The 26027-nt window shown below is 63.3% G+C and carries 26 protein-coding genes and 1 tRNA gene; 6 read left to right on the plus strand and 21 right to left on the minus strand.

The features are described 5' to 3' along the window. Window positions 1–138 precede the first annotated feature (138 nt). Window positions 139–663, plus strand: coding sequence for a protease adaptor protein RcdA (gene rcdA / locus EJC49_RS01005; protein WP_126697584.1), 525 nt, complete (start codon window positions 139–141; stop codon window positions 661–663). A 40-nt stretch (window positions 664–703) separates the two neighbouring features. Here rcdA and EJC49_RS01010 read toward each other — a convergent pair whose 3' ends face one another. Next, on the minus strand, window positions 704–1486 hold the full coding sequence (locus EJC49_RS01010; RefSeq protein ID WP_245453206.1) for a sulfite exporter TauE/SafE family protein: 783 nt from the start codon (window positions 1484–1486) through the stop codon (window positions 704–706). A 120-nt stretch (window positions 1487–1606) separates the two neighbouring features. On the opposite strand from EJC49_RS01010, the gene ruvC reads away from it, so the two are divergent. Next, window positions 1607–2125 (plus strand): crossover junction endodeoxyribonuclease RuvC, encoded by a 519-nt coding sequence (gene ruvC / locus EJC49_RS01015; RefSeq protein ID WP_126697585.1) that lies wholly within the window; start codon window positions 1607–1609, stop codon window positions 2123–2125. A gap of 23 nt (window positions 2126–2148) precedes the next feature. On the opposite strand, the gene EJC49_RS01020 is transcribed toward ruvC, so the two are convergent. The 4 genes from EJC49_RS01020 to EJC49_RS01035 are packed head-to-tail and all read right to left on the minus strand — an operon-like array spanning window position 2149 to window position 4757. Then, complete coding sequence (locus EJC49_RS01020; protein WP_126697586.1) at window positions 2149–2793, minus strand: carbonic anhydrase; 645 nt, start codon at window positions 2791–2793, stop codon at window positions 2149–2151. 50 nt (window positions 2794–2843) lie between these two features. Then, a complete protein-coding gene (locus EJC49_RS01025; protein WP_126697587.1) occupies window positions 2844–3626 on the minus strand; it encodes a DUF429 domain-containing protein in 783 nt (260 codons plus the stop codon). Then, entirely contained in the window at window positions 3623–4507 is an 885-nt protein-coding gene (pdxY, locus tag EJC49_RS01030; protein WP_126697588.1) for a pyridoxal kinase PdxY, read from the minus strand. The genes EJC49_RS01025 and pdxY overlap by 4 nt, the downstream gene beginning before the upstream one ends. A gap of 4 nt (window positions 4508–4511) precedes the next feature. Further along, window positions 4512–4757, minus strand: a complete 246-nt coding sequence (locus tag EJC49_RS01035; RefSeq protein ID WP_126697589.1) for a hypothetical protein — start codon at window positions 4755–4757, stop codon at window positions 4512–4514. 150 nt (window positions 4758–4907) lie between these two features. On the opposite strand from EJC49_RS01035, the gene EJC49_RS01040 reads away from it, so the two are divergent. Both EJC49_RS01040 and ppa read left to right on the plus strand, forming a co-directional pair. Beyond that, complete coding sequence (locus EJC49_RS01040; RefSeq protein WP_126697590.1) at window positions 4908–5417, plus strand: GNAT family N-acetyltransferase; 510 nt, start codon at window positions 4908–4910, stop codon at window positions 5415–5417. 105 nt (window positions 5418–5522) lie between these two features. After that, window positions 5523–6056, plus strand: a complete 534-nt coding sequence (ppa, locus tag EJC49_RS01045) for an inorganic diphosphatase (RefSeq protein ID WP_126697591.1) — start codon at window positions 5523–5525, stop codon at window positions 6054–6056. Between the two features lie 60 nt (window positions 6057–6116). On the opposite strand, the gene EJC49_RS01050 is transcribed toward ppa, so the two are convergent. The 3 genes from EJC49_RS01050 to EJC49_RS01060 all read right to left on the minus strand — a co-directional run bounded on the left by EJC49_RS01050 (window position 6117) and on the right by EJC49_RS01060 (window position 7510). After that, window positions 6117–6746, minus strand: a complete 630-nt coding sequence (locus EJC49_RS01050; RefSeq protein ID WP_245453207.1) for a hypothetical protein — start codon at window positions 6744–6746, stop codon at window positions 6117–6119. Window positions 6747–6904: 158 nt separating this feature from the next. Beyond that, the gene (locus EJC49_RS01055) at window positions 6905–7216 is read right to left on the minus strand and encodes a DUF167 family protein (RefSeq protein ID WP_126697592.1); all 312 of its coding nucleotides are present in this window, start codon (window positions 7214–7216) and stop codon (window positions 6905–6907) included. A 3-nt stretch (window positions 7217–7219) separates the two neighbouring features. Beyond that, window positions 7220–7510 (minus strand): YggT family protein, encoded by a 291-nt coding sequence (locus EJC49_RS01060; protein ID WP_126697593.1) that lies wholly within the window; start codon window positions 7508–7510, stop codon window positions 7220–7222. Window positions 7511–7733: 223 nt separating this feature from the next. Between EJC49_RS01060 and EJC49_RS01065 the strand changes: the two genes are divergently transcribed. Further along, window positions 7734–7809: transfer RNA gene (locus tag EJC49_RS01065), tRNA-Ala, on the plus strand. 257 nt (window positions 7810–8066) lie between these two features. On the opposite strand, the gene EJC49_RS01070 is transcribed toward EJC49_RS01065, so the two are convergent. Further along, on the minus strand, window positions 8067–8927 hold the full coding sequence (locus EJC49_RS01070) for a hypothetical protein (protein WP_126697594.1): 861 nt from the start codon (window positions 8925–8927) through the stop codon (window positions 8067–8069). Window positions 8928–8989: 62 nt separating this feature from the next. Continuing rightward, window positions 8990–9655 carry a hypothetical protein gene (locus EJC49_RS01075; protein ID WP_126697595.1) on the minus strand — a complete coding sequence of 222 codons (666 nt, stop codon included), beginning with the start codon at window positions 9653–9655 and terminating at the stop codon, window positions 8990–8992. A 445-nt stretch (window positions 9656–10100) separates the two neighbouring features. On the opposite strand from EJC49_RS01075, the gene EJC49_RS01080 reads away from it, so the two are divergent. Then, window positions 10101–10907 carry a glycosyltransferase family 25 protein gene (locus tag EJC49_RS01080; RefSeq protein ID WP_170314559.1) on the plus strand — a complete coding sequence of 269 codons (807 nt, stop codon included), beginning with the start codon at window positions 10101–10103 and terminating at the stop codon, window positions 10905–10907. Window positions 10908–11044: 137 nt separating this feature from the next. On the opposite strand, the gene EJC49_RS01085 is transcribed toward EJC49_RS01080, so the two are convergent. The 11 genes from EJC49_RS01085 to leuS all read right to left on the minus strand — a co-directional run bounded on the left by EJC49_RS01085 (window position 11045) and on the right by leuS (window position 26008). Then, complete coding sequence (locus EJC49_RS01085; RefSeq protein ID WP_126697597.1) at window positions 11045–11614, minus strand: recombinase family protein; 570 nt, start codon at window positions 11612–11614, stop codon at window positions 11045–11047. 400 nt (window positions 11615–12014) lie between these two features. Continuing rightward, window positions 12015–12623 (minus strand): hypothetical protein, encoded by a 609-nt coding sequence (locus tag EJC49_RS01090; RefSeq protein ID WP_126697598.1) that lies wholly within the window; start codon window positions 12621–12623, stop codon window positions 12015–12017. A gap of 10 nt (window positions 12624–12633) precedes the next feature. Then, window positions 12634–15756, minus strand: a complete 3123-nt coding sequence (locus tag EJC49_RS01095) for a type I restriction endonuclease subunit R (protein WP_126697599.1) — start codon at window positions 15754–15756, stop codon at window positions 12634–12636. Continuing rightward, window positions 15753–16127 (minus strand): hypothetical protein, encoded by a 375-nt coding sequence (locus EJC49_RS01100; protein ID WP_126697600.1) that lies wholly within the window; start codon window positions 16125–16127, stop codon window positions 15753–15755. Before EJC49_RS01100 ends, EJC49_RS01095 begins: the two co-directional genes overlap by 4 nt. Next, window positions 16124–17467 carry a restriction endonuclease subunit S gene (locus EJC49_RS01105; protein ID WP_342635333.1) on the minus strand — a complete coding sequence of 448 codons (1344 nt, stop codon included), beginning with the start codon at window positions 17465–17467 and terminating at the stop codon, window positions 16124–16126. Before EJC49_RS01105 ends, EJC49_RS01100 begins: the two co-directional genes overlap by 4 nt. Beyond that, on the minus strand, window positions 17464–19299 hold the full coding sequence (locus EJC49_RS01110) for a type I restriction-modification system subunit M (protein WP_126697602.1): 1836 nt from the start codon (window positions 19297–19299) through the stop codon (window positions 17464–17466). Before EJC49_RS01110 ends, EJC49_RS01105 begins: the two co-directional genes overlap by 4 nt. Window positions 19300–19400: 101 nt before the next feature. Next, complete coding sequence (locus tag EJC49_RS01115) at window positions 19401–20747, minus strand: DUF6538 domain-containing protein (protein WP_126697603.1); 1347 nt, start codon at window positions 20745–20747, stop codon at window positions 19401–19403. Between the two features lie 212 nt (window positions 20748–20959). Continuing rightward, entirely contained in the window at window positions 20960–21616 is a 657-nt protein-coding gene (locus tag EJC49_RS01120) for a BA14K family protein (RefSeq protein WP_126697697.1), read from the minus strand. A gap of 165 nt (window positions 21617–21781) precedes the next feature. Next, window positions 21782–22702, minus strand: a complete 921-nt coding sequence (locus EJC49_RS01125; RefSeq protein ID WP_126697604.1) for a 1-acyl-sn-glycerol-3-phosphate acyltransferase — start codon at window positions 22700–22702, stop codon at window positions 21782–21784. 110 nt (window positions 22703–22812) lie between these two features. Beyond that, window positions 22813–23328: an LPS assembly lipoprotein LptE gene (locus tag EJC49_RS01130; RefSeq protein ID WP_245453209.1), complete on the minus strand. Its 516-nt coding sequence runs from the start codon at window positions 23326–23328 to the stop codon at window positions 22813–22815. 34 nt (window positions 23329–23362) lie between these two features. After that, window positions 23363–26008 (minus strand): leucine--tRNA ligase, encoded by a 2646-nt coding sequence (gene leuS / locus EJC49_RS01135; protein WP_126697606.1) that lies wholly within the window; start codon window positions 26006–26008, stop codon window positions 23363–23365. Between the last annotated feature and the right edge of the window lie 19 nt (window positions 26009–26027).

Raw genomic sequence — 26027 nt, forward strand, 5'->3', positions numbered from 1 at the left:
CATTAACCTTCTGTTAAACATCGTCTTGCCTTGCGGTGGGAGAACGCGCATTTTTGCCAGACCAGACTTCAGGCTGGAACGGCGGACGCGTACTGGCGTTCGGGGAGTTCCGCCACGCAGCTTTTCAGGGGTGATGTGATGAGTGAACCTGTCCGGCACGATGCGACCACGATCAAGCTGGCCGAGCGTCGCATCTTCTCGGCCTCCTTCAAGCCGCTCTACAACGAGGGCATGGGGCTGGTGGAGCAAACCGCCGAATATCTCGACGGCGACGGTCGCGCCGCCGCCAAGTCCTTGTCCCGAATCGCAGCCACCCTCTACGCGGCCGAATCGATGCGCCTCACGACGAGACTGATGCAGATCGCCTCCTGGCTGCTCCTGCAGCGGGCCGCCAATTCGGGTGAGATGACCCGTGACCAGGTGGCGGCCGAGAAGGCCAAGGTTCGGCTCGACACCGCCTCGGTGCAAGACAACGTCCCCGGCTGGGAGGAACTGCCCGCGGCATTCAAGTCTCTGGTCGAACGCTCGCTGAGCCTCCAGGGGTTGGTGCGCCGCATGGACGCCGAAATCTACGGCAATGGCGCGCTGGCCGCCGCGCCCGTCCGCGTCAATCCCGTTTCGGACCAGATCACGCTTCTCGCCACGGCCTTCGGCCGCGCCTGACCAACCGCGAACAGAAGCTCGACCGGCCTCTGTCGATGGATCAGCTTCCGAAAAGCGCGACAGCCCCCCTGAAAAACCACTCGGTGGCCGGCAGCGCCATGATGGCCGCAGCGGCGATGAGACCGAACGTCACGCGCCGGTAGGTCGCTTCGCTGCCCAGGCCATAGAGCCGCGCACCGAGCCAGAGCCCGACGAAGTAAGCCGGGGCGGCAACGATCCCCAGCATCACGGGCGCAGGTTCGAACAGTCCGGCCACCCATAGGTTTCCGATCGACAGGAATTCGCTGAGGAAGAACAGGGTCAGCAGGTTGGCCCGCAGCAGCGCTGCCGGCAGACCGGAGGCAAGCCAGTAGAGGATCACCGGCGGTCCCGGAATGGAGGCAATGCCGCCCAACAGTCCGGCCAGGCCGCCGATCCCCGCAGCGACGGCAGCGTTGCGCGGCCCTCGCCACGTCCAACCGCTCCACAGCGCCCCCGCGCAGACCAGAATCGCAAGCGAGATCGCCCAACGCAGGAGGACCGGATCGCCGGACTTCAGGATCATGATGCCGAAGGGCAGCATTACGAACAGCCCCGCCGCGACCGGCAGAACCTGCCGCCAGCGTGCATGCTTCAGGGCCGGCAACGTCACCGGCAGCACAGGCAGTGAATCGATGATGACGATGATGACGATGGCGACCTGCGGACCGTAGAGCGCGCTGGCGACGGGCGCCACGATCATGCCCGTGCCGAAGCCCGAGAGCCCGCGTGCGATACCGGCCAGCAGCACGGTGGCAAGAAGCCCGCAAAGCGCCGCGTCGAGATCGGGCAGGTGTGTCAACACGGCGGATGGCTTCGCGAATCGAGACGGTTTCGAGCCGCCCCCTCGCCGGCAGCATTGGATATGTTTCTCATTTGTTCACTTCGGCATGGCAATGGTCCTCGACCCGCATAGGATAGGTCCATGGCAGAAACGATTCGCATCATCGGCATCGACCCCGGCCTCAGACGCACCGGATGGGGCATCGTCGAGGCTTGCGGCAACTCGCTGCGCTTCCTCGGCGCCGGCACGATACGGTCCGACGACAAGGCCAACCTTGCCTCCCGGCTGTGCCAGCTGCACGACGGACTTGCCGGCATCATCCACGCCGAGCGACCGGACGAGGCAGCCGTCGAGCAGACCTTCGTCAACAAGGACGCCACTGCCACACTGAAGCTCGGTCAGGCGCGCGGCGTCGCCATGCTGGTGCCAGCGCTGGCCGGGTTGCCCGTTTCAGAATATGCGCCCAACGCGGTGAAGAAGACCGTCATTGGCGTCGGACATGGCGACAAGCGGCAGATCCACATGATGGTGAAGGTCCTGATGCCCCGCGCCACCTTCGACACCGACGATGCCGCGGACGCCCTGGCCATTGCGATCTGCCATGCGCACCATCGCCAAAGCGCGGCCGGCCGGCTGGCGGCGCTCGCCAGAGCGGGCTGACGCGGCCGTCGTCCCTCGACCGCTCAGCCGTTTCCCGGGCGCTCGAAATCGCCGGACTGGCGATTCATCGCCCACAATTCGCCCGTCGAAATGTCGAACCAGGCACCGTGCAACGACAACCGGCCCTTGTCCTCGAGGATTTTGACGCAGGGAAAGGTCCGCAGGTTCGCAATCGAGAAACGGATGGAAATACGCTCCAGCGCGGTCTGCCGCTCCCCCACCGTCATCATGCTGTTGTTCGCCACGATGTCGGCGGCGGGCGCCACCATGCTCATCCACTTGCCGATGAAGTCGCCGGGGGACAGCGGCTCGGCTCCGGGATCGAGGGCGGCCTGGATGCCGCCGCAGCGTCCGTGGCCGAGCACGACGATGTGTTTGACTTTCAGGCTTTGCACTGCGAACTCGAGTGCCGCCGACGTGGAATGATGGCCGCCATCGGGCTGGTAGGGCGGCACGAGGTTCGCAACGTTGCGCACGACGAACAGTTCGCCCGGCCCTGAGTCGAAGATCGTCTCCGGCGCGGCTCGTGAATCGCAGCAGGCGATCACCATCGTCATCGGCTTCTGGCCTGTCGCAGCAAGCTCGCGATAGCGCTTCGTTTCGGTCGAATAGCGACCGCCCATGAAGTTGCGATAGCCCGAAAGAAGGTGGTCCGGCAGATGCTCCATGTTTTTCCCCTTGCGTCAAAGGCCGGGCTTCGTCAACGCCCGTGAACCGCTCAGGTCCAGATTGCGATCGGCAGTCCGAAGGAATCGCGCCCCGGCGGATCCGGAAAGGGTGACGCCCGTCCTTGCGCATGTCGCTCGGCGACCAGCATCATGGCCGCCGCGTCGAGAAAATCGTCCGCGCCCGCACCGCGCGGCGGCGCGCGGTCGAGGAAGGCGCGACCGATGACGCAGGCGGACAGGAGCGCCTTGCGCTCTTCCATGCCCGCGGGGTTCACCTGGCCCCTGATCTTCTTCGGTGTCTGCATCTCGCGCCCGCCGTTCAGGCGCCAGAAGGCGGCTTCCGGGTGCGATTCGATCACCCGTTCGGCGAGCCCTGTGTGGGTTCGCAAGACCTCGTCCAGTTCGCGGATCTTGCCGAAGATGCCGAAGGCCTGGATGGAAATGGCACGCGGCGGATGGGACGTGGCGCGCGCGACGACGCTTGCGCGACGGTGCGCGGCATACCATGCATCGACCGTCGTGAACGCGGCGGTTTCGGCGTAGACGGCCGACCGCGACGGAATCGAGAAGACGCTCGACTGCCGGGCGCCGAGCTTCTCTCGCACCAGCCTTTCAGGCCCCCGCCCCCCGATTGAAATGCGATCAGGCAGGCCGATCGGCATGTCGACGGCGATGACGGCGTCGATGGGTAATGCCGCGACGATGTCCTCGAAACGAAGGAAAACCGAGGCCTCGAGGTCGCTCTCCTCCGCCCGGCGAATCACCGCGATCCAGCCCGCCTTGCAGCCGTCGACGCCAGCCACTGCGCGAAACGACGATACCGCTCGCGTCACGCCCGCCGGTCCCGGCTCGGGTGCATCAACTGGCGCATGTGCACCATGGCCATCGGATGCGACAGGCTGCCGGCATCCGTTTCGATCTGCAGTTCGTCGGCGCCGCGCTTGGCCGTCCGCGCCAGGATCTCGAAGACCGAAGCGGTGGTCGACTGGAGCGCCTTGTCCAGCTTTTCACCCGCCATCAATCGCGCAAGGAACACCGCGGCCGTCAGATCGCCAAGTCCGTTCGGCGGCCGCTCGATCATTCGATGCTCCGCCAGCCAGGCATGCGAAGGCGTGATCAACAGGTTGCCGATGCCGCCCGCCATCAGGGCAGGCGCGGAGGTGACGAGCATCGTCGGCGGACCCGCCATCAACGCCGCTTCCATCACCGTCCGTGGTGTGTCGAGCTGCGCTTGCACGATCCATTGCAGTTCGTACCGATTCGGCGTCGCGATGTCGGCCAACGGCAGGAGAAGGTCGCGGATCGCCCGGGCGAGCGCGTCCGGGACATAGAGCCCGCCACTGTCGCCGATGACGGGGTCGCAGACATAGCGGATCCTGGGATCGCGGCGCTTGAGGGAGGAAACCAGCCGCGCCACGCTTTTTGCCTGCTCGGCCGAGCCGAGATAGCCCGACAGGACGGCGCCGACCTCCCAGATCCACGGAGCACCGGCGAGATCGTCGATCATCGCCGAAAACGCACCATCTTCGGGCACGATGCGCGTGGCGCGGCCATGGCCCGGATGCCATGGCAGGATGACCGTGGGTACGGCCCAGACGGGATGCCCGAGCGTCTCGAGCGCGAAGACGGCGGCGCGGTTGCCCACCGAGCCCCGAGCGACGTGGCTCGAGATCACGATGACGGCGCGAGGCGCCGCGCTTTCGGGAGAGTTCATCGCATCAGCCGCCCATGAAGTAGGACACGAGCCAGCCCAGGAGGACCACGAACAGGACGAGGCTCAAGCCCCGCCCGATCCGCGTGCCCCAGACCTCGATCGGGTCAGCCTGATCGGCGTCTGCGCCCCGCATGTGCCGCTCGACACGCTTCGCCGTCCGGACTGCAAGTGAACCGGATGGATCGGACTCCTGGGAAATCCGGTTGAGAATCCGTCGCGACTCCTCGGCCTCGTTCGGCTTTCTTCCCATCCGCCATCTCCGTTTCGCCTGCCGTTCTAGAGCATTGCCTTCACCCGCAAAAGCCCGCGTGTTCGACATTGCCGGACGCTGGACGAAGCGGAGGATTTGATCCGCGGCGGCTTGCGTGCCTGCCGGTGGCGGCGGTAAGGTTAACAAATCATGAAGACCACCCTGACCATAGACATTCGCCGCGCCGAGGAAAAGGATGCCTCGGCCATAGCGGACGTGCACACGGAAGCCTGGCTGGGCGCGTATTCCGGCATCATTCCGCACCGCGCGTTGAACAAGATGGTCGGCCGGCGCGGACGAACATGGTGGGAGAATGCGATTCGGCGTGCGTCGGCGATTCTCGTGGTCGAGGTGGGCGACGCGGTCGTGGGCTATGCCACGCTCGGGCGCAATCGCGCACGCGAACTTCCCCATCAAGGCGAAATCTACGAACTCTACATCCGCCCAGAATATCAGGGCATCGGTCTTGGCAGTCGCCTCTTTGCCGCGGCGCGGGACCGCCTTGCCCGGCATGGACTGAAGGGCCTCGTCGTCTGGGCGCTCGAGGACAACGGAACCGCACTGTCCTTCTATCACGGCGCGGGCGGCAGGGACGTCGCGGAAGGCGTCGAGGTGTTCGACCACCGCGCACTGAAAAAGGTCGCCTTCGTCTGGGATTGAGCGCGGCCGGGCATCGGCAGACCGAATTCCGCCGCGCCGCGGCAGGCTTGCGCTGCATTGCACAAAAAGCTATGCGCCTGCTCGACCCTGAAGGAGTTGAATTCCATGCGCATCGAAGCGATCGAGATCGGCGACAACCCGCCTGACGACGTCAATGTCATCATCGAAGTGCCGGTCGGCGGTCAGCCGATCAAGTACGAAATGGACAAGAAGGCCGGAACGCTCGTCGTCGACCGCTTCCTCTACACCTCCATGACCTATCCGGGAAACTACGGTTTCGTGCCGCACACGCTGTCGGGCGACGGCGATCCGATCGATGTGCTCGTGTGCAACACCCGCCAGCTGATCCCCGGCTGCGTGATCAACGTGCGTCCGATCGGCGTCCTGATCATGGAGGACAATGCTGGCCAGGACGAGAAGGTGATCGCCGTGCCGTCGCCGCATCTCACCCGGCGCTACGAGAAGGTTCTCAACTACACCGACCTGCCGGAGATCTCGCTCATGCAGATCGAGCACTTCTTCGAGCACTACAAGGACCTGGAGTCCGGCAAATGGGTGAAGATCGGCTCCTGGCGCGATGCCGACCACGCCAAGCAGATGATCGTCGAGGCGATCGAGCGCAGCAAGCAGGCCGGCTGACCCCCGCAGCCCGTCAGTCGGGCGTGGCGGCGCGTCGCGCCGCGCCTTGCCTCGTCCCGGTCAGTTCTCCGTTCGAGTGAACGAGGGCAGCGCCACGCTGCCCTGTTCGATCGACGGCTGGTCTGCCCCGCAGACGAAATCGCGCGCCACGCTGTCGGCCACGCGGCGCGCCTTCGTATTGGCGTCGCCATTGCCCTGTGCCACGACATAGCCGACCGCGCAGCCGTCCCGCTCCTGCGGCTGGCCCACCTTTGCCACGACCAGCACCTGCACCTGTTCGTCCGGATCGTCCGGATCGCTCACGAACCAGCGATGGATGGTGGCGAAGGGCACGCTGCGGTCGCCCCGCGTCTCCAGCCGCCATTCGATCTTCGGCCCCGTGGAATTGAAGCCGTCGAAGCTCTCCCATGCAGGGGCAAGGTCTCCGGCGGGCGGAAAGCCGTAGAAGAGCGATTCGCGCGCATCGCCGTAGAAGACGAAGACCGGATAGCCGCGATAGCCGGTGCAGACCAGGTTCGCCCAGTCGCCGCCCTCGTCAGGCGCGGCCTCCGCATAGGTCGTGCAGTGCTCCTCGATGACGAGGTCTGTGTAGGCGCTGGAGATTTCCTGCGCCGCGGCTGGGGCAGCAAGAAGCAGTCCAGCGAGCGCGGTCAGCACCGTCTGTCGAAGATGTCGCGCGAACTCGTTCATGGCCCTGTCGCTCCCGGTCACCATACGCGCCAAGACTAGCGCAACTGGACCGGAATTGGGAACCGCCTTGATCCTGCTCCGCCCCGATCACTGGGTGGACGAAGCGACCGGTCGCGGGCGCGGAGCAAGCGGCTTGCGCGACCGACGGCGCCTGCGGTTCAAGGCCTCTCCGCCAGAGCACAGAGCCGGCCTGCAATCGCGGCCGCGTCGCCGGTTAGGCGAACGGTCTTCAACCTTGCCGTCTCTCCGGCGACGACGCTGACGGACCGGCGCGCCAGATCGAGTTCGGCGGCCAGGAGTTTTTCCAGCGCCGCATTGGCCGCGCCCTTCTCGGGAGCCGCACGCACTCGCGCCTTGAGATGAGAGCGCCCGTCTGACGTGGTCTCCACACCCTCGATCGCATCTTCACCGCCGCGCGGCGTCAGCCGTACGAACAGGTCGAGCCCGTCCTTGGCCGTGCGAAAGTACACGACTCAGATCAGCGCCGGCGCGATCGTGGTGATGATGAGCTGGCGCACGAAGAAAAGGATGAGCAACAGGATGATGGGCGAGATGTCGATGCCGCCGAGATCGGGCATGATGCGGCGGATAGGTCTCAGCGCCGGCTCGGTGACCCGATAGAGGAAATCGCCGATCGTCGCCACGAACTGGTTGCGCGAGTTGATGACGTTGAAGGCAAAGAGCCACGAGAAGATCGCCGAGGCGATGATGAGCCACCAGTAGATGTCCAAGGCCAGAAGAAGGGTCTGGATAAGCGCAACCATGCCGGTCTCCGATCGGTTTCGCGACATGTAGCCATTGACCGCCGCCGGGGCAAGGGACGCCCTCGCGCACTGTTGACGCGGATGCGAAGGCCAGTCCCCGGAACCAGGACGCCGATTGCGGGTCAGCGGCTGTGGCCGGCGGATCGACGACGGGTCTTGTCCGCCGCGCGTCGCGCTTGACAGCGGCCGGCCGGCGCTCGTACAAGCCGGCCATCCGCTGGTCGGGGCTGTAGCTCAGCTGGGAGAGCGCGTCGTTCGCAATGACGAGGTCAGGGGTTCGATCCCCCTCAGCTCCACCAGTGGATGGTTAGACGCTTATTTTGCTCGTAAAATCAAGATGTTACCCGAGGCACTCGGGGTCGTGAGTACCCACTCGCGTACCCAGCTTGCGTACCCACGGCCTTTGCGGGTAGGACCTCGCTCAGCCCCGCGACTCAGCCGCCTCCAAACCGAACACAGCTGCCCTAAGCCGTTGCGGTGCAGATCACCCACTCGAAGATCGAACCCTTCACACAACTGGCTATGCATATTGCACATGTAGGCATGCATAGCGTTGCTAGTAGTCGCCGTCTTCCTCGTCGTCCTCAGCTGGCTCCCCCACGTACTCCATGACGATTTCGTTCCACGCCGAGGTTTCCAGCAGTTGCCGTGGGAGACGCTCGTCCAGAAGTCCGAGGGCAACCGCGAATGCCTCGGGGTCCTTGAAGGGTCGATTGCCGACCGCCCTGGCGAGGCTTTTGGCGAACCCGCGAGCGCGTAGCATCATCGCGTCGTCCGGATCGATGTGAGATTTCTCCCTCCCCTCGGCTTCCCGACGCGCATCATCCCAGCCCATTTCGACGAGGTCGCTCTCGGTCCTCCCGGCGTCCAGAAGTATCTTGCGGGCGCGGCGCATGGTAGCAACGGAACCGTCGGCCACAGCGCAAACCTCGACAACCCGCTTCTTCGGCAAACTGGTGCAGACGGTTAGCTGCCATGCCTTCTCCATCTTCTCGCGGTGGCGCATGGGGAGCTTGTCCTTCGAATTCAGCGAGGCAGCCTCTGCCATCGCCTCCTCAAGGCTCCCCTCGAATATCGCGACGGGTATCAGTTCGTGAACCTTCGCCCTCTCATAGGCAAGCTTGCGATGGTGACCGTCGAGCACGTACCAGCCATCACCACCCCACCAGACCGTGATGGGGTCGAGATAGTAGGGTGCCTCCCGTTTCCCGATCGCCTTCGTCAGGACCTTTAGGTGATCCTCCTCCTCTCCCTCCCTGAACGACATTTCACGAGGCTGAAACACCTCCTCGGCCGTGAACAATTCCTCAATGTTCAAGACGGTGGGGGAGCAAGGGGCCTCGGGGTTCTCGGCGAGGGCTTGCCGGAGTGCAGCGAGCGCCTCAACGACATCGTCGGCATTCTCAGTAACGGGCATCAGCAGTTCCGGTCCTATGGGTCTTCCTGGTTCAGTCGGGACGGGGTAGGGTCCCGCAGGGATCACTTCAGGGCGGCAAGCGCCTTCCGGTACTCCCGCCGTTCTTCCCGCTCGGCTTCGGCTTCCTGCTCCTCAAGTTGCACCAGACGCAACCCTGCCGCCCCGAACGCCTCCTTGAGCCACCCCTGGAGCACTAGGGACGTCCTCGGGGGCATCTCGCGGTATAGGGGCCGAACCGTCCCCTTAGCGTTGATGGTTTTCCCCGAGGAACGAGAGGCAATCCCGCGCACCCGACGAACAAGCTGCGTCCAGAAGGCTTCATCGGAGCGGAAGCGGAGGGGCTCCAGCCCTTGCATGAGGTACATGCCGAGCGCCGCATCGACGACTTCCCGGGCCGTGGCATCCCTGGAGATCGCAAGGGCTTCCCGTGCGGCCTCCACCTCGTACTTGTTCAACGCCCGACCGCTGTTGAAGTCGGCAACCACCGCCTTCGCGTGGCGCACGATCGTCGCCCATCGGGCTTCGAGGTGTTCCCATAGGGGGCTCTCGGGGTTCTTCTCTCGGCGCTTGTCGACGCGTTCGATGAACGGCAGCAGATCGGCCTTGGTAATGCCCTTCTGCTCGATGTCGCCATGCCGACGCAGCCGCGCACGGTGCGATCGGCAAAGGGGGCTGAACGGTGTTGATGTTTCGAGGCCGCACCCCGTTGCCTTGCAGATACGTTTCATTCAGTCCGAAAATTTTCGTAGCCATCCCCCCACGCACGAGGGCACGGGAATTTTTGATCTGGCCCGGCCTACCTTGTCCGTGGCATTCGGCCTGAACGACACAGCGCGGTTCGGCCGGTGAAATAGGATGACTTCGCCGCACTCTGCAAGGGCAGTCGGAAATTCACAGCAGATATTGTTTGGAGGAGAGCATCGAGGGAATTGCTAACGCATGAAGTGTGTGCTTCGCCTTGGGCGCAGGGATGCCGACAGCTGCGGTGGCGTCTCCCTGATACGTTTGCGGCTGTCCAGCGATGGGCGTGTCGATGGTTTCCGAACGCTGGACACTTTTTCAGGCGCGGAACTGCCGAGGTACCTCACGGTTGCAAATCTCTTGATGAAGGACGAATCTCTGCGTGTTACCTCTGCGAAGCGACGACCATTGGGACAGCAGGGGATATCTGTAGTGCGAGACAAGACATTATGCAGCTATGTGATCAACCTAGACGACTCCACTGATCGCTGGCAGGCGATAGCGGAACAGCTGAGTACCTTACAAATCCCTTTCGTCCGAGTTTCGGGAGTAGACGGTCGCGGTCCGTCGCTCTTCTTTGAACCTGCAAAAATCGATGAGCGAACCTTCAAGCTATACAATGGGCGGCCCCCTATGGGCGGCGAATTCGGCTGCTATATGAGCCACGTGAAAGCTCTTACCGCCTTCCTTGACTCTGAAAATGCTTTTGCAGTGGTGCTAGAAGATGATGCTGAATTCGATACGACGTTTGGTGAAGCCATAGGAGAAATCGTAGCGGAATACCCCGACGCGGAAGTCGTCAAGCTGAGCAACCACCGCAAGTCCGGCTTCGTCACTTTCCGTCGGCTCCCCAGCGGGCGAAAGATCGGACGTTGTCTGCACGGACCGATAGGATCTTCTCGCGCCTACATCGTCAATCGAAGCGGCGCACGTAAACTGCTCTCAACAGCGCTGCCTATGCGGTTGCCATACGATGTGCATCTAGAGCGCTTCTTCCAGCACCGCTCGGCCTATTTCACGATGAAGAATGATGTAGTGCGCGGCTCGTCGAAGCGTTTTCCTTCGCTTATCGCTCCGCCTATTGGCAAGGGCAGTTACAATTCGAAAAAGTACTTCTTCCTTTGGCGAGCACCGACCTTGCTCTTCCGCGCGTCTGATTACGTGCGTCGTCTTGCGGCGTTTGGCTTCTTTCGGCACGGGAGCAGCGCAGAGGGGACCACAAAGCCGTCAGAACATTGATTTCTTGCGCCAGCGCATCGACCTACGATCGAAATACGAAAGAGTCGGTGGATGCTCGTATCCGTGACCGCGCTATTTGCCATGCAGCTTATGGCTCCCATACGGGTCACAGTGGTGCCAAATGCCTTCGCGCTTCATCAAGCCTCCACTTTCGCGCGAAGGATGCGAAACACGCTCGACCGGCTGACCCCGAGTTCCTCGGCGATCTTGTCGGCGCTCATGCCCTCCTGGCGCAGCCTCCGGACATCCGCTGCCTTCCGTCGAGCCGTCGGCGCTCTGCCCTTGTACTTCCCGTCCGCCTTGGCCTTGGCGATCCCTTCGCGCTGCCGCTCCAGCATCAGGTCGCGTTCGAACTCGGCAATGCCGCCGAGCATGGTGAGCATGAGCTTTCCAGTGGAGGTGCTCGTGTCCATCTGGAGGGATAGGATGCGCAGGGCGACACCCTTGGCCCTGAGACGGTTGGCGATGTCGAGGAGGTCGAACGTCGATCGGGCGAGGCGGTCGGGGCGCGTCACGACGAAGGTGTCCCCCTCGCGGACATAGTCGAGAGCCGCCTCCAGCTTCGGCCGCTTCGTCGCCACCGACGACAGCTGCTCCGAAAAGACCTTGGTGCACCCGGCGGCTCCCAGCTCCCGCTCCTGAGCCTCAAGTCCAGCGGTCTGGTCGAGCGTGGATGTCCGGGCGTAGCCGACGAGTGTGGATGTCATGATGAGCCTCCAGTGCCATTGGGTTCTATGACTATCTGACACTGATAGTGCCAAATATCAATACCCACTCGTGTGAAACCATGATCGGGAGGTTCGCGAGGGTGCCACGAGGGCTTGCCCTAATGACACTGGCGGCGGATGCCCTCATGGCTTCACCGGGGTGCGGCGAGTGGGAAGGCGGGAGAGCGATATCTCGTCGAGCGAGCGCAGCTGCCTTCACTCAGGCAGGAGATGAAGCCCTGCATACCCACGCTCGTCCCGCCGTACTGCCGTTGGCGACAGCCCGGAAGTCAAAGCGATGCGCCTACGGCATCCCACCCACCCCCACCGGGGGGAGTTGAGGCTTCGGGGATAGCGTAGATGCCACAACGGATTTTTTCGCAAAACATCCGGGGTCGGATCACCGCCGCTTCGTCATCGCTTCCAGCTTCGCGTCGATCCCGGCGATCAACTTTCGGCACCTGCTGATCTCGCTTTCGGCATCCATGATGGCGGCGCTAAGCCGCGCTCTTTCCGCGCAGAGTGCGTCTCGCGGGAAGACGCTCTGCTTCCCGGTATCGCCGATGATGCGGCGGCTTGGCGCTGCTGGCTTGGCGGGCTTCCTCGGACTGACTACGCCTTGCGGAATCGTGGAAGGCGACTTGCTGGCAAGCTTGCGCTGCTTTTTCTCGTACATCGCCTTGAACTCCGGCTGCGCTCGGGCCCACTCCGAAGCCCCTCCCGCCTTCTGCACGGCCTTTTCCAGTTCCTCCTGGGCTGCCCTGGGGAACGGCGGAGCAAGCTGCGCTCGAAGAGCCGCGTCAATGACCGCACCTAGATACGTGATCCTCAGCGTATCGAAGCTCGCTGGACGCTTCTGTCCCTTCCGTCTTGTGTGGACCACTGGCGTGCCGGGGCGCTTCTCCTGCTTGCCCTCCTTCTGCCATTGCCCAACCGCAGCCGGATCTACCGAGGACCATCCAAAGCCGCCGACGACAGTGCTGCCGCCGAGATATCCGCCCTTGCCCATGCCATTCCTTCTACTCGGTCACGCCTTCCGGCTGCCGGTCGCTGCGTCGCCTGAGACCCTCCCAGAGCTGCCCCGGGCCGAGCAGGAGTTCCTTGATCCCCTCGCGGACCTTCTTCGAAGCCAACGCCTGTTTGCTCAGGGTTGAATGGGTTTCGAAGGCGTCCATGATCGCGTCGTCAATAGCCTTCGTCAGATCGGGCGAGTCGCCGAAACGCTCCTTCGTGTTGTGTTCGGCCTGCTTCGAAAGCGTTTCCGACTTCATGACTTTGCTGCGAATGTCACCCATGACGTACCGGACCTGGTCGTCGTCATCGACGCCTTGGAAGAGGTCATTCAGACGCTCCACGATCTCGGCAAGCAGCGCCTTTTCCTTGTCCTGCACCGAGCCTGACCCCGGGGCCTCATAGGGCCGCAGCGGCTCGGACATGCCGGTCAATGCCAGCGTCCGCTCCCCCTTCGTCGAGAGCTTGTGGTGCGTCAGCTTGATCTGGGAGACGTCGACCGTGTCGCGCTCGCGGCCGAAATCCAGCAGTGGGATCAGCCGCTTGTAGAAGATCGACCGCTTCTCGATGTCGGTGTTTCCGTAGTCGAAGATTTGCGACAGGAAGGCATAGACGCGGACGAAGGCTCCCATGTCGCCACGAAACAGCAGGAGCGCGTCCATCTCGTCCTTGGCGTCCTTAGCGCCCTTGTCGTCCTCCTTCGCCAACGCTGCCTGACGGCGCTCCTGTGCGCCCTTGAAGGCCTTCAGGAGACGATCGGCGACAGGCATGATGGCGGCCACGAGATCGCCCTGCGTCGACGTTGGGTCGAGTTCGACCTTCACGACGCGATCGACCTCGAAGCTGTCGTAGTAGCCGGAAGCGTCGAGCTTGGCCCTCAGGTCGAACACGAGGTTCGGGTCGGTGACCCCGGCGAGTTCCGCCGTCTCGTAGTAGGTCTGGAACGCCTTCAGGATGTCGTCGGAGCTGTTGACGAAGTCGAGGACGTAGGTTGTGTCCTTGCCCGGATGCGCCCGGTTCAAGCGCGAGAGCGTCTGCACCGCCTGTATCCCGGCCAAGCGCCGGTCGACATACATGCCGCACAACAGCGGCTGGTCGAAGCCGGTCTGGAACTTGTTGGCCACGAGCAGGATGTGGAACTCGGGGAGCTTGAAGGTCTCGCGGATGTCGCCGCGCAGTCCCGGGTTCAGTTCCTTGCTCGTCTCGGAGAAGGGATCGGGGCCGCTCTCCTTGTCGTCCACCTCCCCCGAGAAGGCCGCGAGGGTCCCGAGGTCGTATCCCTGCTCCCTGATGTACTTCCGCATGGCGATCTGCCACCGCACGGCTTCCACGCGACTACCCGTCACCACCATCGCCTTGGCCTTGCCGTCGAGCAGCGGCTGAACGTTGGCGCGGTAATGCTCGACGACGATCCGGACCTTCTGGCTGATGTTGTAGGGATGCAGCCGCACCCATCGCATCAGCGTCTTGACTGCTTCCTTTCGCTCCACCTCCCGGTCGTCCATCTCCCCACAGGCATTGGCCAGCTTGAAGGCCAGATCGTAGGGCGTGTAGTTTTTCAGGACGTCGAGGATGAACCCCTCCTCGATCGCCTGTCGCATCGAGTAGACGTGGAACGGCCCCGGCTTGTTGGTATCGCTCGCCGGTTCCGCCGGGTTGGGCCGTCGCCCGAAAAGCTCCAGCGTCTTGCCCTTGGGCGTCGCGGTGAAGGCGACGTAGGTGATGCCGCTCTCGGCCGCTCGCGCCGCCATCTGGGCCGCAAGCACGTCCTCGCTGCTGACCTCCCCGCCGTCGCCGAGTTCCGCCAGTTCCTCGGGGGAAAGCACCTGCTTCAGCTTCGTCGCCGTTTCGCCCGTCTGGCTCGAATGTGCCTCGTCGGCGATCACCGCGAACGTCTTGCCCTGCGTCGCCGCCAGCTCCCGCACGGCGTTCAGCGCGAAGGGAAAGGTCTGGATCGTGCAGACGACGATCTTCTTGCCCCCGGCGAGCGCTTCGGCCAGCTTGCCGCTCTTCGCCCCGCCCTCGCTGGTGATGGTCTCGACCACGCCGGTGGTACGCTCGAAGCCGAAGATCGCCTCCTGAAGCTGCGTGTCGATCACGTTGCGGTCGGACACGACGATCACCGTGTCGAACACCTTTCGGTGCTGCTCGTCGTGCAGGTCGGCGAGGAAGTGGGCGGACCACGCGATGGAGTTCGTCTTGCCCGACCCCGCCGAGTGCTGGATCAGGTACTTGCCCCCTGCACCCTCGGCGAGCACGGCGGCGACCAGCTTCCGCGTCGCGTCGAGCTGGTGGAAGCGCGGAAAGATCAGGCTGGCGATCTTCTTTTTCTTGTCCAGTTCGGCGACGACGTAGCGTCCGAGGATTTCCAACCAGGAATGCCGCTCCCAGATTTCCTCCCAGAGGTAAGACGTCGGGTGCCCGGTCGCGTTCGGCGGGTTGCCCTTGCCGCCCTCGTTACCCTTATTGAACGGCAGGAACCGGGTGTCGCTCCCTTCGAGCTTCGTCGTCATCATCGCTTCGGCATTGGACACCGCGAAGTGCACGAGGGCACCGCTCGGGAAGCTCAACAGCGGCTCGGGGGACTGCCCCCTCGGGCTCGGGTGGCGATCGAACCGGTACTGGTCGACGGCGTCACGGACGCTCTGCGTGAAGTCGGTCTTCAGTTCGACGGTGGCGACCGGCAGTCCGTTCAGGTACAGCACGAGGTCAATGCAGTTCTCGTTGGCCTTCGAGTATCGCACCTGCCGCACCACCCGCAGCCGGTTGGCGTTGTAGCGGGCAAGGATATCCTCGTTGAGCCCGAAGGCAGGCTTGAACTCGGCGAGCTTCAGGGGAGCCCGAAGGCCGATCAGTTCCACCCCGTGCCGCAGCACGTCCAGCGTCCCCCGCTCGTCAAGCTGCTTGCGGATACGGTCGAGCAGCATGGTCTCGGCGGCCGAGCCGTGGTTCTTCGAGAGCGTTTCCCATGCCTTGGGCTGGGAGGTCTGGACCCATGCGACCACGTCCGCCGGAAACAGGGCGCGGGAGCGATCGTAGCTCGCCGCGTCGCCATCCGCATGAAGCCAGCCGTTGACCGCGAGATGCCCGCAGACTTCCGCCTCGAAGCTGATCTCGCGGTGGAGGGTCATCCGTTTGAACTCTGCGGTGACTTCAGGTCGGCGGGCAGCCGGTCTCGCCACTTCCTGCCCAAGGCATACCAAGGAGTGGGTTTTTCCGGTTCGACCGCCTCGCCGATACCGCGAACGATCAAGGCGACGCCCTGCTCGATGCTTTCGCAAGAGAGCGGCAGCTCGAACTCAACCATCTTCCGTAATCGGTGATCCCGTGCCGTACCGGTGAAAAGGAAAACGGGACGAAGGCTGCGACCCACAACCTGGCTCGCTTCCACGTGGATGTTGCCGAGGTCGATGGTGTAGCCCGGCCTCTCGTCCGCCATCGCGTTCCAGTCTTCCTCGAAGCCGAGTAGCTGGAGAATGTCCCGCGTCGCGCTTCCGGTCATGCAGCGGCCTCATGGACTTCTGCGGTGTCTCGAAGATCGATCTTGCCGGTGACTGCGGCGGAGATCAGGGCAGTGCGGCGTTCTCTCAGTAAGGTGATGGATTGCTCAGCCTCTCGTATAGCTAAGTCAATTCTGTTCGTGAACTGATCCAATTGACCTGTGATGGCTATAGCCTCGGAGAGAGGAGGCACAGGAACAACAATATCCCGAACATCCTGAAGGCTCAGGCCTTGTTTCAGGCCGTACATTGCCAACTGTAGCTGTACCTGACCAGACACCGAAAAAATTGCGTAGGCCAAAAAACGGCCCTGAATATGGGCGGGTCGAACCAAACAAACATGCTGGTTTACGAATGCCGTTTCATGTAGCTCCGTTACATGGGCAACTGCTGAAGTCCTGGCGCCAGTGATGCAGACCACTACATCACCCGCCATCAGCTGCGCTCTCTCAGCATCCGCCGTCATATCGACCGTTACTCGTGTGCATTCTGCAAACGACGTTTCCATCAACCGGCCGATATTCTGGCTCTGAAAAAATATGCTCCCGTGTTCCCCAGTTTGCTCCGACCACCCCCTTGGGCCGGAGGTTATCAGACTGGTTAGCCGCTTTGTTGGAATGAGCTCCCAGTGCTCCGGCACCTCCCCAAGCCACTCGATCCCCGTGTCCTTCATCGGCGCATGCGGGTTGAGCCCCTTGGTGACGGCATGGGAAATGACCGCCTGCCGCTTCTCCTTCAGCAGGTCGATCAGCCGCTTCTGCTCCTCCACCAATTCGTCGATCTTGGCGGTCTCGCGGTCGAGGAAGGCGGCGATGGCGGCTTGCTCGGGGAGCGAAGGAAGTGGAACAATCGTTTGTGCAAGATATTGTTGCTCGATACTTTCGACTGTCGCGCCTGCTTTACGCCAAGCCAGTAGTAATTGCTCGTTGAAGCCCTGTATCCATCGGAAAGCAAAGCGAGGAAGGCATAGGGCCTTGTTGAAATACAAGGCTTTCATGTCCTGGTTCAGCGCCACGGGCACCTTGTTGATGGCCACTGGGATTGTGTGCTGGAGGATACCGGAGCGTACAACGAGGAGAAGACTGTCTGGAGGTTGGATACTCGTCGATGAGTGTTGAACTCCCGCCTCGGTTACGGACTCCTCTGCCGACACGATCACTTCAGTCTTCATATCCTTTGGTGAAACCCAAGGTATGCCGCCGTTCCAGAAGTCCGGGCGCTCTCGACCCGGCGTTCCTCCACCTGAAAAAGTCGCAATGTACTTGAGCGGCATCAAGCGCCAATCCGTTGGCACTCGTCCAATCCACTCGATACCACTGTCTTGGAAAGCTCGACTGCTCACGCCGAAAGCTCCCCGATCATCGTCAGGATGCGCCCGGTCACCTGCTTCAGGTCTGCGTCGATCTCCTCCAGCGGCCTCGGCGGCTCGAAGACGTAGAAGTGGCGGTTGAAGGGGATTTCATAGCCCACCTTCGTCTTCTCATAGTCGATCCACGCATCGGGCGCATGCGGCAGCACCTCGCGGCCGAAGTACTCTTCGACCTCCTCGCCGAGCGGCACGTTCTCGGTGTCGCGCAGGGCGCTGTCGGCTTGCGGCTGGCCCTTGGCCTTGCCCCTGACCCCGAGGACGACCTTGCCCTTCTCGTCCCGCAAGGGGCGCTCCACGGTGATCGTGCGGTAGCCGAAGGCCTCGTTCGGAAAGATACGCGACAGGGGCGCGAGCTTCACCTTGCCGCCTTCGGGCGCAACGGGCGGCTCCTCGCCTTCGACCACCACCCGCCGCTCGACCTCCTTGCCGCTGGCGTCCACCACGGTCGCGATCCGCGCCTCGATGAACCCACCGAAGAGCCGGGTGACGGTGGCGATGTCAGCCTCGCCCATCTCCTTGCGCTTCGAGCCGAGGCTCTTGCGCATCTTCTGCCAGAAGGACGAACCGTCGATCAGCTGCGTCTTGCCCTTGCGGTGGGCTGGCTTGCGGTTGGACAGCACCCAGACATAGGTGGCGATGCCGGTGTTGTAAAACATGTCCGTGGGCATCGCGATGATCGCTTCGAGGAGGTCGTTCTCCAGCACGTAGCGCCTGATCTCGCTCTCGCCGCTGCCTGCCCCTCCGGTGAACAAAGGGGACCCGTTCAACACGATCGCGAAACGACTGCCGCCATCCACCGCCGGGCGCATCTTCGCGATCAGATGCAGCAGGAACAGCAACGATCCATCGGAAACCCGAGGGAGCCCGGGGCCGAAGCGGCCGTTGAAGCCCTTCTGCTCGTGCTCGGCGCGGATGTCCTTCTCGACCTTCTTCCACTCGACGCCGAACGGCGGATTGGAGAGCATGTAGTCGAACTTCTCCCCCGCATGGCCATCGTCGGACAGCGTGTTGCCGAAGACGATGTTGCTGACGTCCTGCCCCTTGATCAGCATGTCGGCCTTGCAGATGGCATAGGACTCCGGGTTCAACTCCTGCCCGTTCATGACCAGTCGGGCGTGTTCGTTGTGCTCGGCAAGGTACTCCTCGGCAATCGACAGCATGCCGCCGGTTCCGGCCGTCGGATCGTAGATCGTGCGCACGACGCCCGGCTTCGACAGGATGGCGTCATCCTCGACGAAGAGCAGGTTCACCATCAGCCGGATCACCTCGCGGGGCGTGAAGTGCTCACCGGCGGTTTCGTTGGACAGCTCCGAGAACTTGCGGATCAGTTCCTCGAAGACCAGCCCCATCTGGTGGTTGGTGACCTTGTCTGGGTGCAAGTCGATCCGGGCGAACTTCTCGGTCACCTGGTAGAGCAGCTTGGCCTTGGCGAGCCGATCGATCTGAGCTGCGAACTCGAAGCTCTCGAAGATGTCGCGGACGTCCGGGGAGAAGCCCTGGATGTAGGCCGACAAGTTGGCGGCGATGTTGTCCTGGTCGCCCATGAGGAGCCGCATGTCGAGCCGGGATGTGTTGTAGAAGGTCTGCCCGGCCTTGCGCAGGATGAACGGCTCGGGGTTGACCCCGGCGGCGGTCTTGGCTGCATGCTCCGCGAGCACCGCCTGTTTGGTCGGCTCCAGCACGCAATCGATGCGCCGCAACACCGTGAAGGGCAGGATCACCTTGCCGTAGTCGGCCTGCTTGTAGTCCCCCCTCAGGAGGTCCGCGACGGACCAGATGAATGCCGACAACGCCTGCTGGTTCACGCTTCGTACGCCTCCCCCAAATCACACAGCGACGATGTACGCAGATGCAACGTGCGCTGGCAACGAAATGCGGTGGAGGAACGCGGCGTCCTCCAGTTCCCTCAGGTTGCCGAGGGGAGCCGCACCGCTTCGACACACGCGGTAAGCTGCTCCAGCGAAGGACCCGCCGAATAGACGCCGAACGCGATACTCGCCCTTTTCTGGCCAACGACGGTCTGAATGGTGCTTTCCGGCTGGCCAGCCTGCTCCGCCTTCGTGATGAACCACCGACGGAACGAATGGAAGTTGACGAGACTGCGCCTCTTTCCGGCCTGCCTGTCATCCACGCCGACCTCTCGGCGATAGTCCGTGAAGTGGTTCGAAGCCTTGAAGGAACGCTCCCGCTTGGAGCCCTCTTTGCGCACCGGTGGCCACTCGGGGAAGAGATCGTCGTCGGGTGCTTTCCCAGCAGTGCGGCGCTCCACCACTTTGACGAGAGCCGAGTGAATGGGACAATCCCTCGCACCCGGTTCACGCTTCTGCGGCTTGAACGTGAAGGTGCCGTTCTGGCAGTCCTTCACTCGTAAGCTGACGATCGCCTCGATGCGAGCGCCTGTGAGCGCCGCAATCCGCATGAGATCGTGCATGTGCTGCGTCGCTGGCCCTGACAGCAGCTTCACCATTTCGGGCTCAGTGAACGGTCTCTCCTTCTCCTCGGCGAGTTGGCGGGGGACGCGATACGTTCGGCCCTTCCACACGTCGAGATCGACATCGCCGCGGCTTTCGAGCCATTGCCAGTACATGCTCAGCCGGAGAATGTACTTGTTCAGCGTGACCGGCGATCGGTTCCCCGCGTTCGCCCGAAAGTCGTCCGCGAACCGGACCGCCTCGCGTTTGCCGAAAGTTTCTAGAAATGCGGGAACGCCCTCTTTCTTGCACCACTGCATGAGGTAGCCGAACGCCCTCTCGTCGTCCGCGAGCGTCCGGACCTTCACGTCGAGTTGGTCGATATAGGTCTTCCGATGCGTATCGAGAGGCGTGCGCTCTCCGAAGGCGACGCCAGCAAACTGCTCGGCGACAACCTGTTTCGCCGGATCGTAAATCGGCCGCCCGCTATCGTCGGTGCCGACCGGTCGCCCCGCATAGGTCTCCGCGCGTTTGACAATTTCCACATCGATGACAGCGGCGTCCTCTCCAGCCTCCTGAACGCGACGCCGAAGCCGTGCGAAACTCAAGGCCTCCACCGTCATGTCTTGCGGTGAGCGGTGCCGGTCGATCTCGGCGTGAAATGACTGGACGACCTTCCATTTCAGCTGGTTGGCGATGGCCAGGCTGTCGGTCGGGAGAACGTGCTTCAGCTTCGTCTTCCCGATCATTTCCTGGAGGTCCCGAGGGACGCCCACGACAACGCGCCATTTGCTGCCGTGGCGCTCAAGAAACCGCCGATCTGCGGCGCGTGGTGCTGGCATTTCTTACCTCTGTGTACCCATTTGCGTACCCAGCCAGTGCCCCACATCGCCATGAATTACAAGAACTATCTGATGCTACAATGCAATTTTCGGCTCAAGGATACTCCCCCCTCAGCTCCACCAACGGATTTCTCACCACGCTCGCTCCGGATAGACGGTCAGATGCCCGTGACTGCACGCGGCGTCCGTGACAGCGCGTTTTTCGACCGGCGCTATCGACACTGGCGACGCGGGCCTCCCCCATACGGTTGGTACGAATTGTCCGAGGGACGATAGGACTGGTACCGATCGAAGCAGGACTGGACGTGGGAGGAAGGAAGACCATAGGCTTGCGCGGACGCGGTCTCCTCGACATAGTCCTGCTGTCCGACATCCGAAACCGGCCCCCCTCCGTCGAGATAGGGAGAGATGCACTCCCGGCTGACGCCCTGATAGGAGGTGTAGCGGTTGTCCTCGATGCGGTAAGACCGATAGCGGTCCGCGCACCATTGAACATGGGCAGTGCTCATGGAACGCGCCCCGGCGCGCTCGGCCTCGACCGACGCCGTTGCCTCTACGTCGACCGGCTGGACCGGATCAGAGCCAAGGTCGGCGGCCACTGGCTCGACCTGCTCGTCTATCGACTGCACTCTGGGCTCGGCGCGGGCCGCCAGGTTCTGGTCAGAGACGGGTCGCGCCGGAAGACGTTCGAACGTCTGGTCCTCGGCCACCACGACCGGCTCCATCGTCCAGACGCTGGCGCTTTCACGGTTCGGCTTCCAAACCGGCGTCGGCTCGGCGCTGAGGAAAAAGAACGCGGTGAAAAACCCCGCCCCATAGAGGCCGGTCGTCAAAACGACGGCGGCGAGGATAGCCAGAAGGTTTCTCATCCCTCATCCCTTTTGGTCGACACCCTGAAGGAATGCGGACGCGCCGAAGCGGTTCCGAAGCCGCCGGCCAGAAGAGACCCGCAACGGCGGCGCCACCGCGCAGGCCGGATTCCCCGCCCCCCGTCGAAGGACTGTGGGCCGTCCGCGAGGCGCCCGGCGCGGTCGTCAGCGGATGGGCGGCAAGGCCTCGAACACCGCATGCGGATCCTCGCGCAATCGGTGGACGGTATGGGCCTGCAACGCAGAGGTGACGTCGGCCGGCTCGCCGACGAGCCGTGAATGAGGGATCGGACGTCCAAAGGTGATCGTGAAACCGAACTTCTTCTTGTTCAGCAGTTCATGAAAGACGGTCATGTCCCGCAGTTCCGTCGAGTGCTTCGCCAGGAAATAGAACAGCCCGGAATTGCGCGCGGTGATATGCGCCGGCACGATCGGCACCTCGTAGCGCCGCGCCAGCGCCACGGCCGAACTCTGCCATGGGCGCTCGGTCAGATTGCCTTCGTTCCAGTAGGCAATCCGGCCCGAGGGAAAGAGCACCACCGCTCTCTCTTCGGCGAAAGCACGTGCAGTCATCGACAGTGTGTCGCGGCTCTTGGCATGCGACTTTTCGCCTGCGCGCCACTCGACCGGTATGATCAGGTCTCGAAACCCCGCGGCAACGCGCAAGGCATCGCGATTGGCAAAGATCGCCATGTCGGGACGATGGTTCTTCAAAGCGTCGAACACCGCGATGCCATCGGCGATGCCGGTGGGATGATTCGGCGCCAGAATGAAGGCGCCCTGGACCGGCAGGTTCTCGGTGCCCGCCAGCGTGAGATCGAGCGACAGAAGGCTGCTCAGATACTGCATGGCCTCAAGGCCGGGCAACGGTGCAATGGCATCCGCCATCCGCACCGCTTCCTCGTAGCGGAAGATACGAAAGAGCAATGGCCGGATCATCGGCCACAACGGGTGCCGCGAAAGCTTCAGCGATCGCTCGTGAATCAACTGATCGATGACGTGAAGATCGCGCTTGCAAGCTTCACCGTAAAAGGCGCGCCCTCCGAGAAGACGGAAGATGGAAGACGACGACGTTTGCAGAGTCATGAGACATCTTCTCCGGTCGCACCCTGTGTCACCGATATCTGTGACGCAAGAATGACGACGATGGATTCAACGCGGCAGACGCGAAGCCGTTCCCGACCATCGCCATGATCTCAAAGCCGCGCCAGATCCTGCATGACCGCCAGTTGCAGAAAGGCAGCGAGTTCGCGCGCGGCCCGATTTTCGGCATCGCGCGCCGCGCGCGAGGCAGCGAAAAGCTGCACTGGCCGGTCGAAGGCGGAGGTAGCGCTGCGAGTGCCTGTCGCCACAACCTCGGTCGTGACCGGATCGACGAGCTTGTAGGAAGCCGTGAGCTTGACCACGCCGGCCGAAGACTCGTTGTCGCTTCTGCTGCGCTGCACGGTCGCCGTCTCGCTGTCCGTTCCGCGAACGTCGAGTTCCATCAGATAGCGCGGCGAAGCCGGCTGGCCGGCACCGCCGTTGAACGCGAAAATCAGGTGGTTGCGGACTTCCTGGGCCGTGCGGGTCTCAACCGCCTTCACGGCGATCGACGCGACACGGGCGGAGGGCTGGCCGGGCGCGAACGAAGCCGTGGCACCACCGTAGAGCGGTTGCACCGAGCAGGCCGACAACGCCAATACGGACGCGACCACGAAACCGGCGGCCACCCTGCAAAGGGTGCGACTAGCCGATACGACCGGATCAGATGACGACATTGACGATCCTCTGCGGCACGACGATCACCTTTCGCGGAACCCTGCCCTCGAGCGCTTTCTGGACGACGTCGAGCGCCATCGCGGCGGCTTCGACGGCAGCTTGATCCGCGTCGCGGGCAATTGTCAAATCCGCCCGCTTTTTTCCGTTGATCTGAACCGGCAGCACGATCTCGTTGTCCACTGTCAGCGCCGGATCGAAAGACGGCCAGGCACGCTCGGCCACCATACCCGATCCCCCGAGCGCGGCCCAGCATTCTTCCGCGAGATGCGGCATCATCGGCGAGATGATGGTGACGAACATCTCCAGCGCTTCGCGTACGGCGCCTTTCAGCACGGCGTCGGCCCGGCCCTCGGCCACCGCCGTCAGCGGCGCCTGCAACTCGTTGACCAGCTTGTGCACGCGGGCGACTGCGTTGTTGAAGCCGAGGCGACCGATGTTGTCGCCGACCTGCATGACCGTGCGGTGGGCGGCGCGCGACACGGTGCCGGCCTCGCCATCATGCGCCGTGGCGGGCGCGACGCCTGAGAGTTCGGGCGCGGCCTCGCCGACCAGCCGCCAGATGCGCTGGACGAAGCGGTGCGCACCCTCGACGCCGGCCTCGGTCCAGATCACGTCGCGGTCGGGCGGCGAGTCCGACAGCATGAACCAGCGCGCGGTATCGGCGCCATAGGAGGCAATGATGTCGTCGGGATCGACCACGTTCTTCTTCGACTTCGACATCTTCTCGATCGGGCCGATCTCGACCTCCTCGCCGGAGGAGACGAGCAGCGCGCGGCGGCGGCCGTCGGCCTCTTCCAGTCGGACCTCGGCGGGCGTCACGTAGGTGCCGTTTGCGCCTCTGCCGAGGCGGTAGGTCTCGTGCACCACCATGCCCTGCGTGAACAGGCCCTCGAAGGGCTCGTCGACGGCGTTGAGATGGCCGGTCGCCTTCATCGCCCGGGCAAAGAAGCGCGAGTAGAGCAGGTGCAGGATCGCGTGCTCGATGCCGCCGATGTACTGGTTGACCGGCAGCCAGCCGTTCGGCCCGTCGACGTGTGCGAGCGTCGTTGGCGCCTGCTCGTTCCACGGATCGGTAAAGCGGGCGTAGTACCAGGACGAGTCGACGAAGGTGTCCATCGTGTCGGTGTCACGCCGCGCGGCATTGCCGCAAGTCGGGCAGGCGACATGCTTCCAGGTCGGGTGATGGTCGAGCGGATTTCCCGGCTTGTCGAAAGTCACGTCGTTGGGCAGCACGACCGGCAACTGGTGGGCCGGCACCGGCACCGCGCCGCAGGCGTCGCAATGGATCACCGGGATCGGGCAGCCCCAGTAGCGCTGACGCGAGATCAGCCAGTCTCGCAGGCGGAACTGCACCTTGCGCTCCGCCATGGGGCGGTTGCCGATCGTGATCGTCTCGAGGCGGGAGGCGACCTCCTCGAAGGCCTGTTTCGGCTTCATCCCGTCGAGAAAGCGCGAATTGATCATCACCCCGTCGTCGACATAGGCCTCGTCGATCACCTGGAATGTCGCTGAGTCGGCGTCCTCGGGCATCACCACCGGCACGACGGGCAGGCCGTACTTGTTGGCGAAGTCGAGATCGCGCTGGTCGCCCGACGGGCAGCCGAAGATGGCGCCGGTTCCGTAGTCCATCAGCACGAAGTTGGCGACGTAGACCGGCAGCGTCCAGCTCTCGTCGAAGGGGTGGACGACACGCAGGCCGGTGTCCATGCCCTTTTTCTCGGCGGTCTCCAGTTCGGCGGCGGACGTTCCCCGATGGCGCACTTCCTCGATGAAGGCGCCCAAGGCGGGGTTGTTTTCGGCCGCCTTGCGCGCCAGCGGGTGGTCGGCTGCGATGGCCATGAACGAGGCGCCGAAAATCGTGTCGGGACGGGTCGTGTAGACCTCCAGTTCGGTCTCGCCTTCGGGCGAGGTGTCCTTCGCCAGCGGCCAGCGGATCAACAGGCCTTCCGACCGGCCGATCCAGTTCGCCTGCATCAGCTTGACCTTGTCCGGCCAGCGGTCGAGCGTATCCAGCCCGTCGAGCAGGTCCTGGCTCATCGAGGTGATCTTGAAGAACCACTGCGTGAGATCGCGCTGTTCGACCAGTGCGCCCGAACGCCAGCCCTTGCCGTCGATCACCTGTTCGTTGGCGAGCACCGTCATGTCGACCGGGTCCCAGTTGACCTTGGCGGACTTGCGCTCGACGAGGCCGGATTGCCAGAAGTCGAGGAACATCCTCTGCTGGTGCCGGTAGTAGGACGGGTCGCAGGTGGCGAACTCGCGGTCCCAGTCGAGCGAAAGGCCCATCGTCTTCAACTGGCCCTTCATCGTCTCGATGTTGGCATAGGTCCAGTCGCGCGGGTTGACCTTGTTGTCGCGCGCGGCGTTCTCGGCCGGCAAGCCGAAGGCGTCCCAGCCCATCGGGTGCAGCACGTTGCAGCCCATGGCGCGCTTGTAGCGAGCGACCACGTCGCCCATCGTGTAGTTGCGCACATGTCCCATATGGATGCGTCCCGACGGATAGGGGAACATCTCCAGCACGTAGTATTTCGGCCGCGGATCGTCGTTCTTCGTCCGGAACAGGCCGGCCTCGTCCCAGGCCTTCCGCCAGCGCGGCTCCGCCACGCGGGGATTGTATCGTTCGGTTGCCATGGCCGTGAATTCGCTCGAT

The sequence above is a fragment of the Aquibium carbonis genome (genome assembly GCF_003970795.1).
Taxonomy (GTDB): Bacteria; Pseudomonadota; Alphaproteobacteria; order Rhizobiales; family Rhizobiaceae; genus Aquibium; species Aquibium carbonis.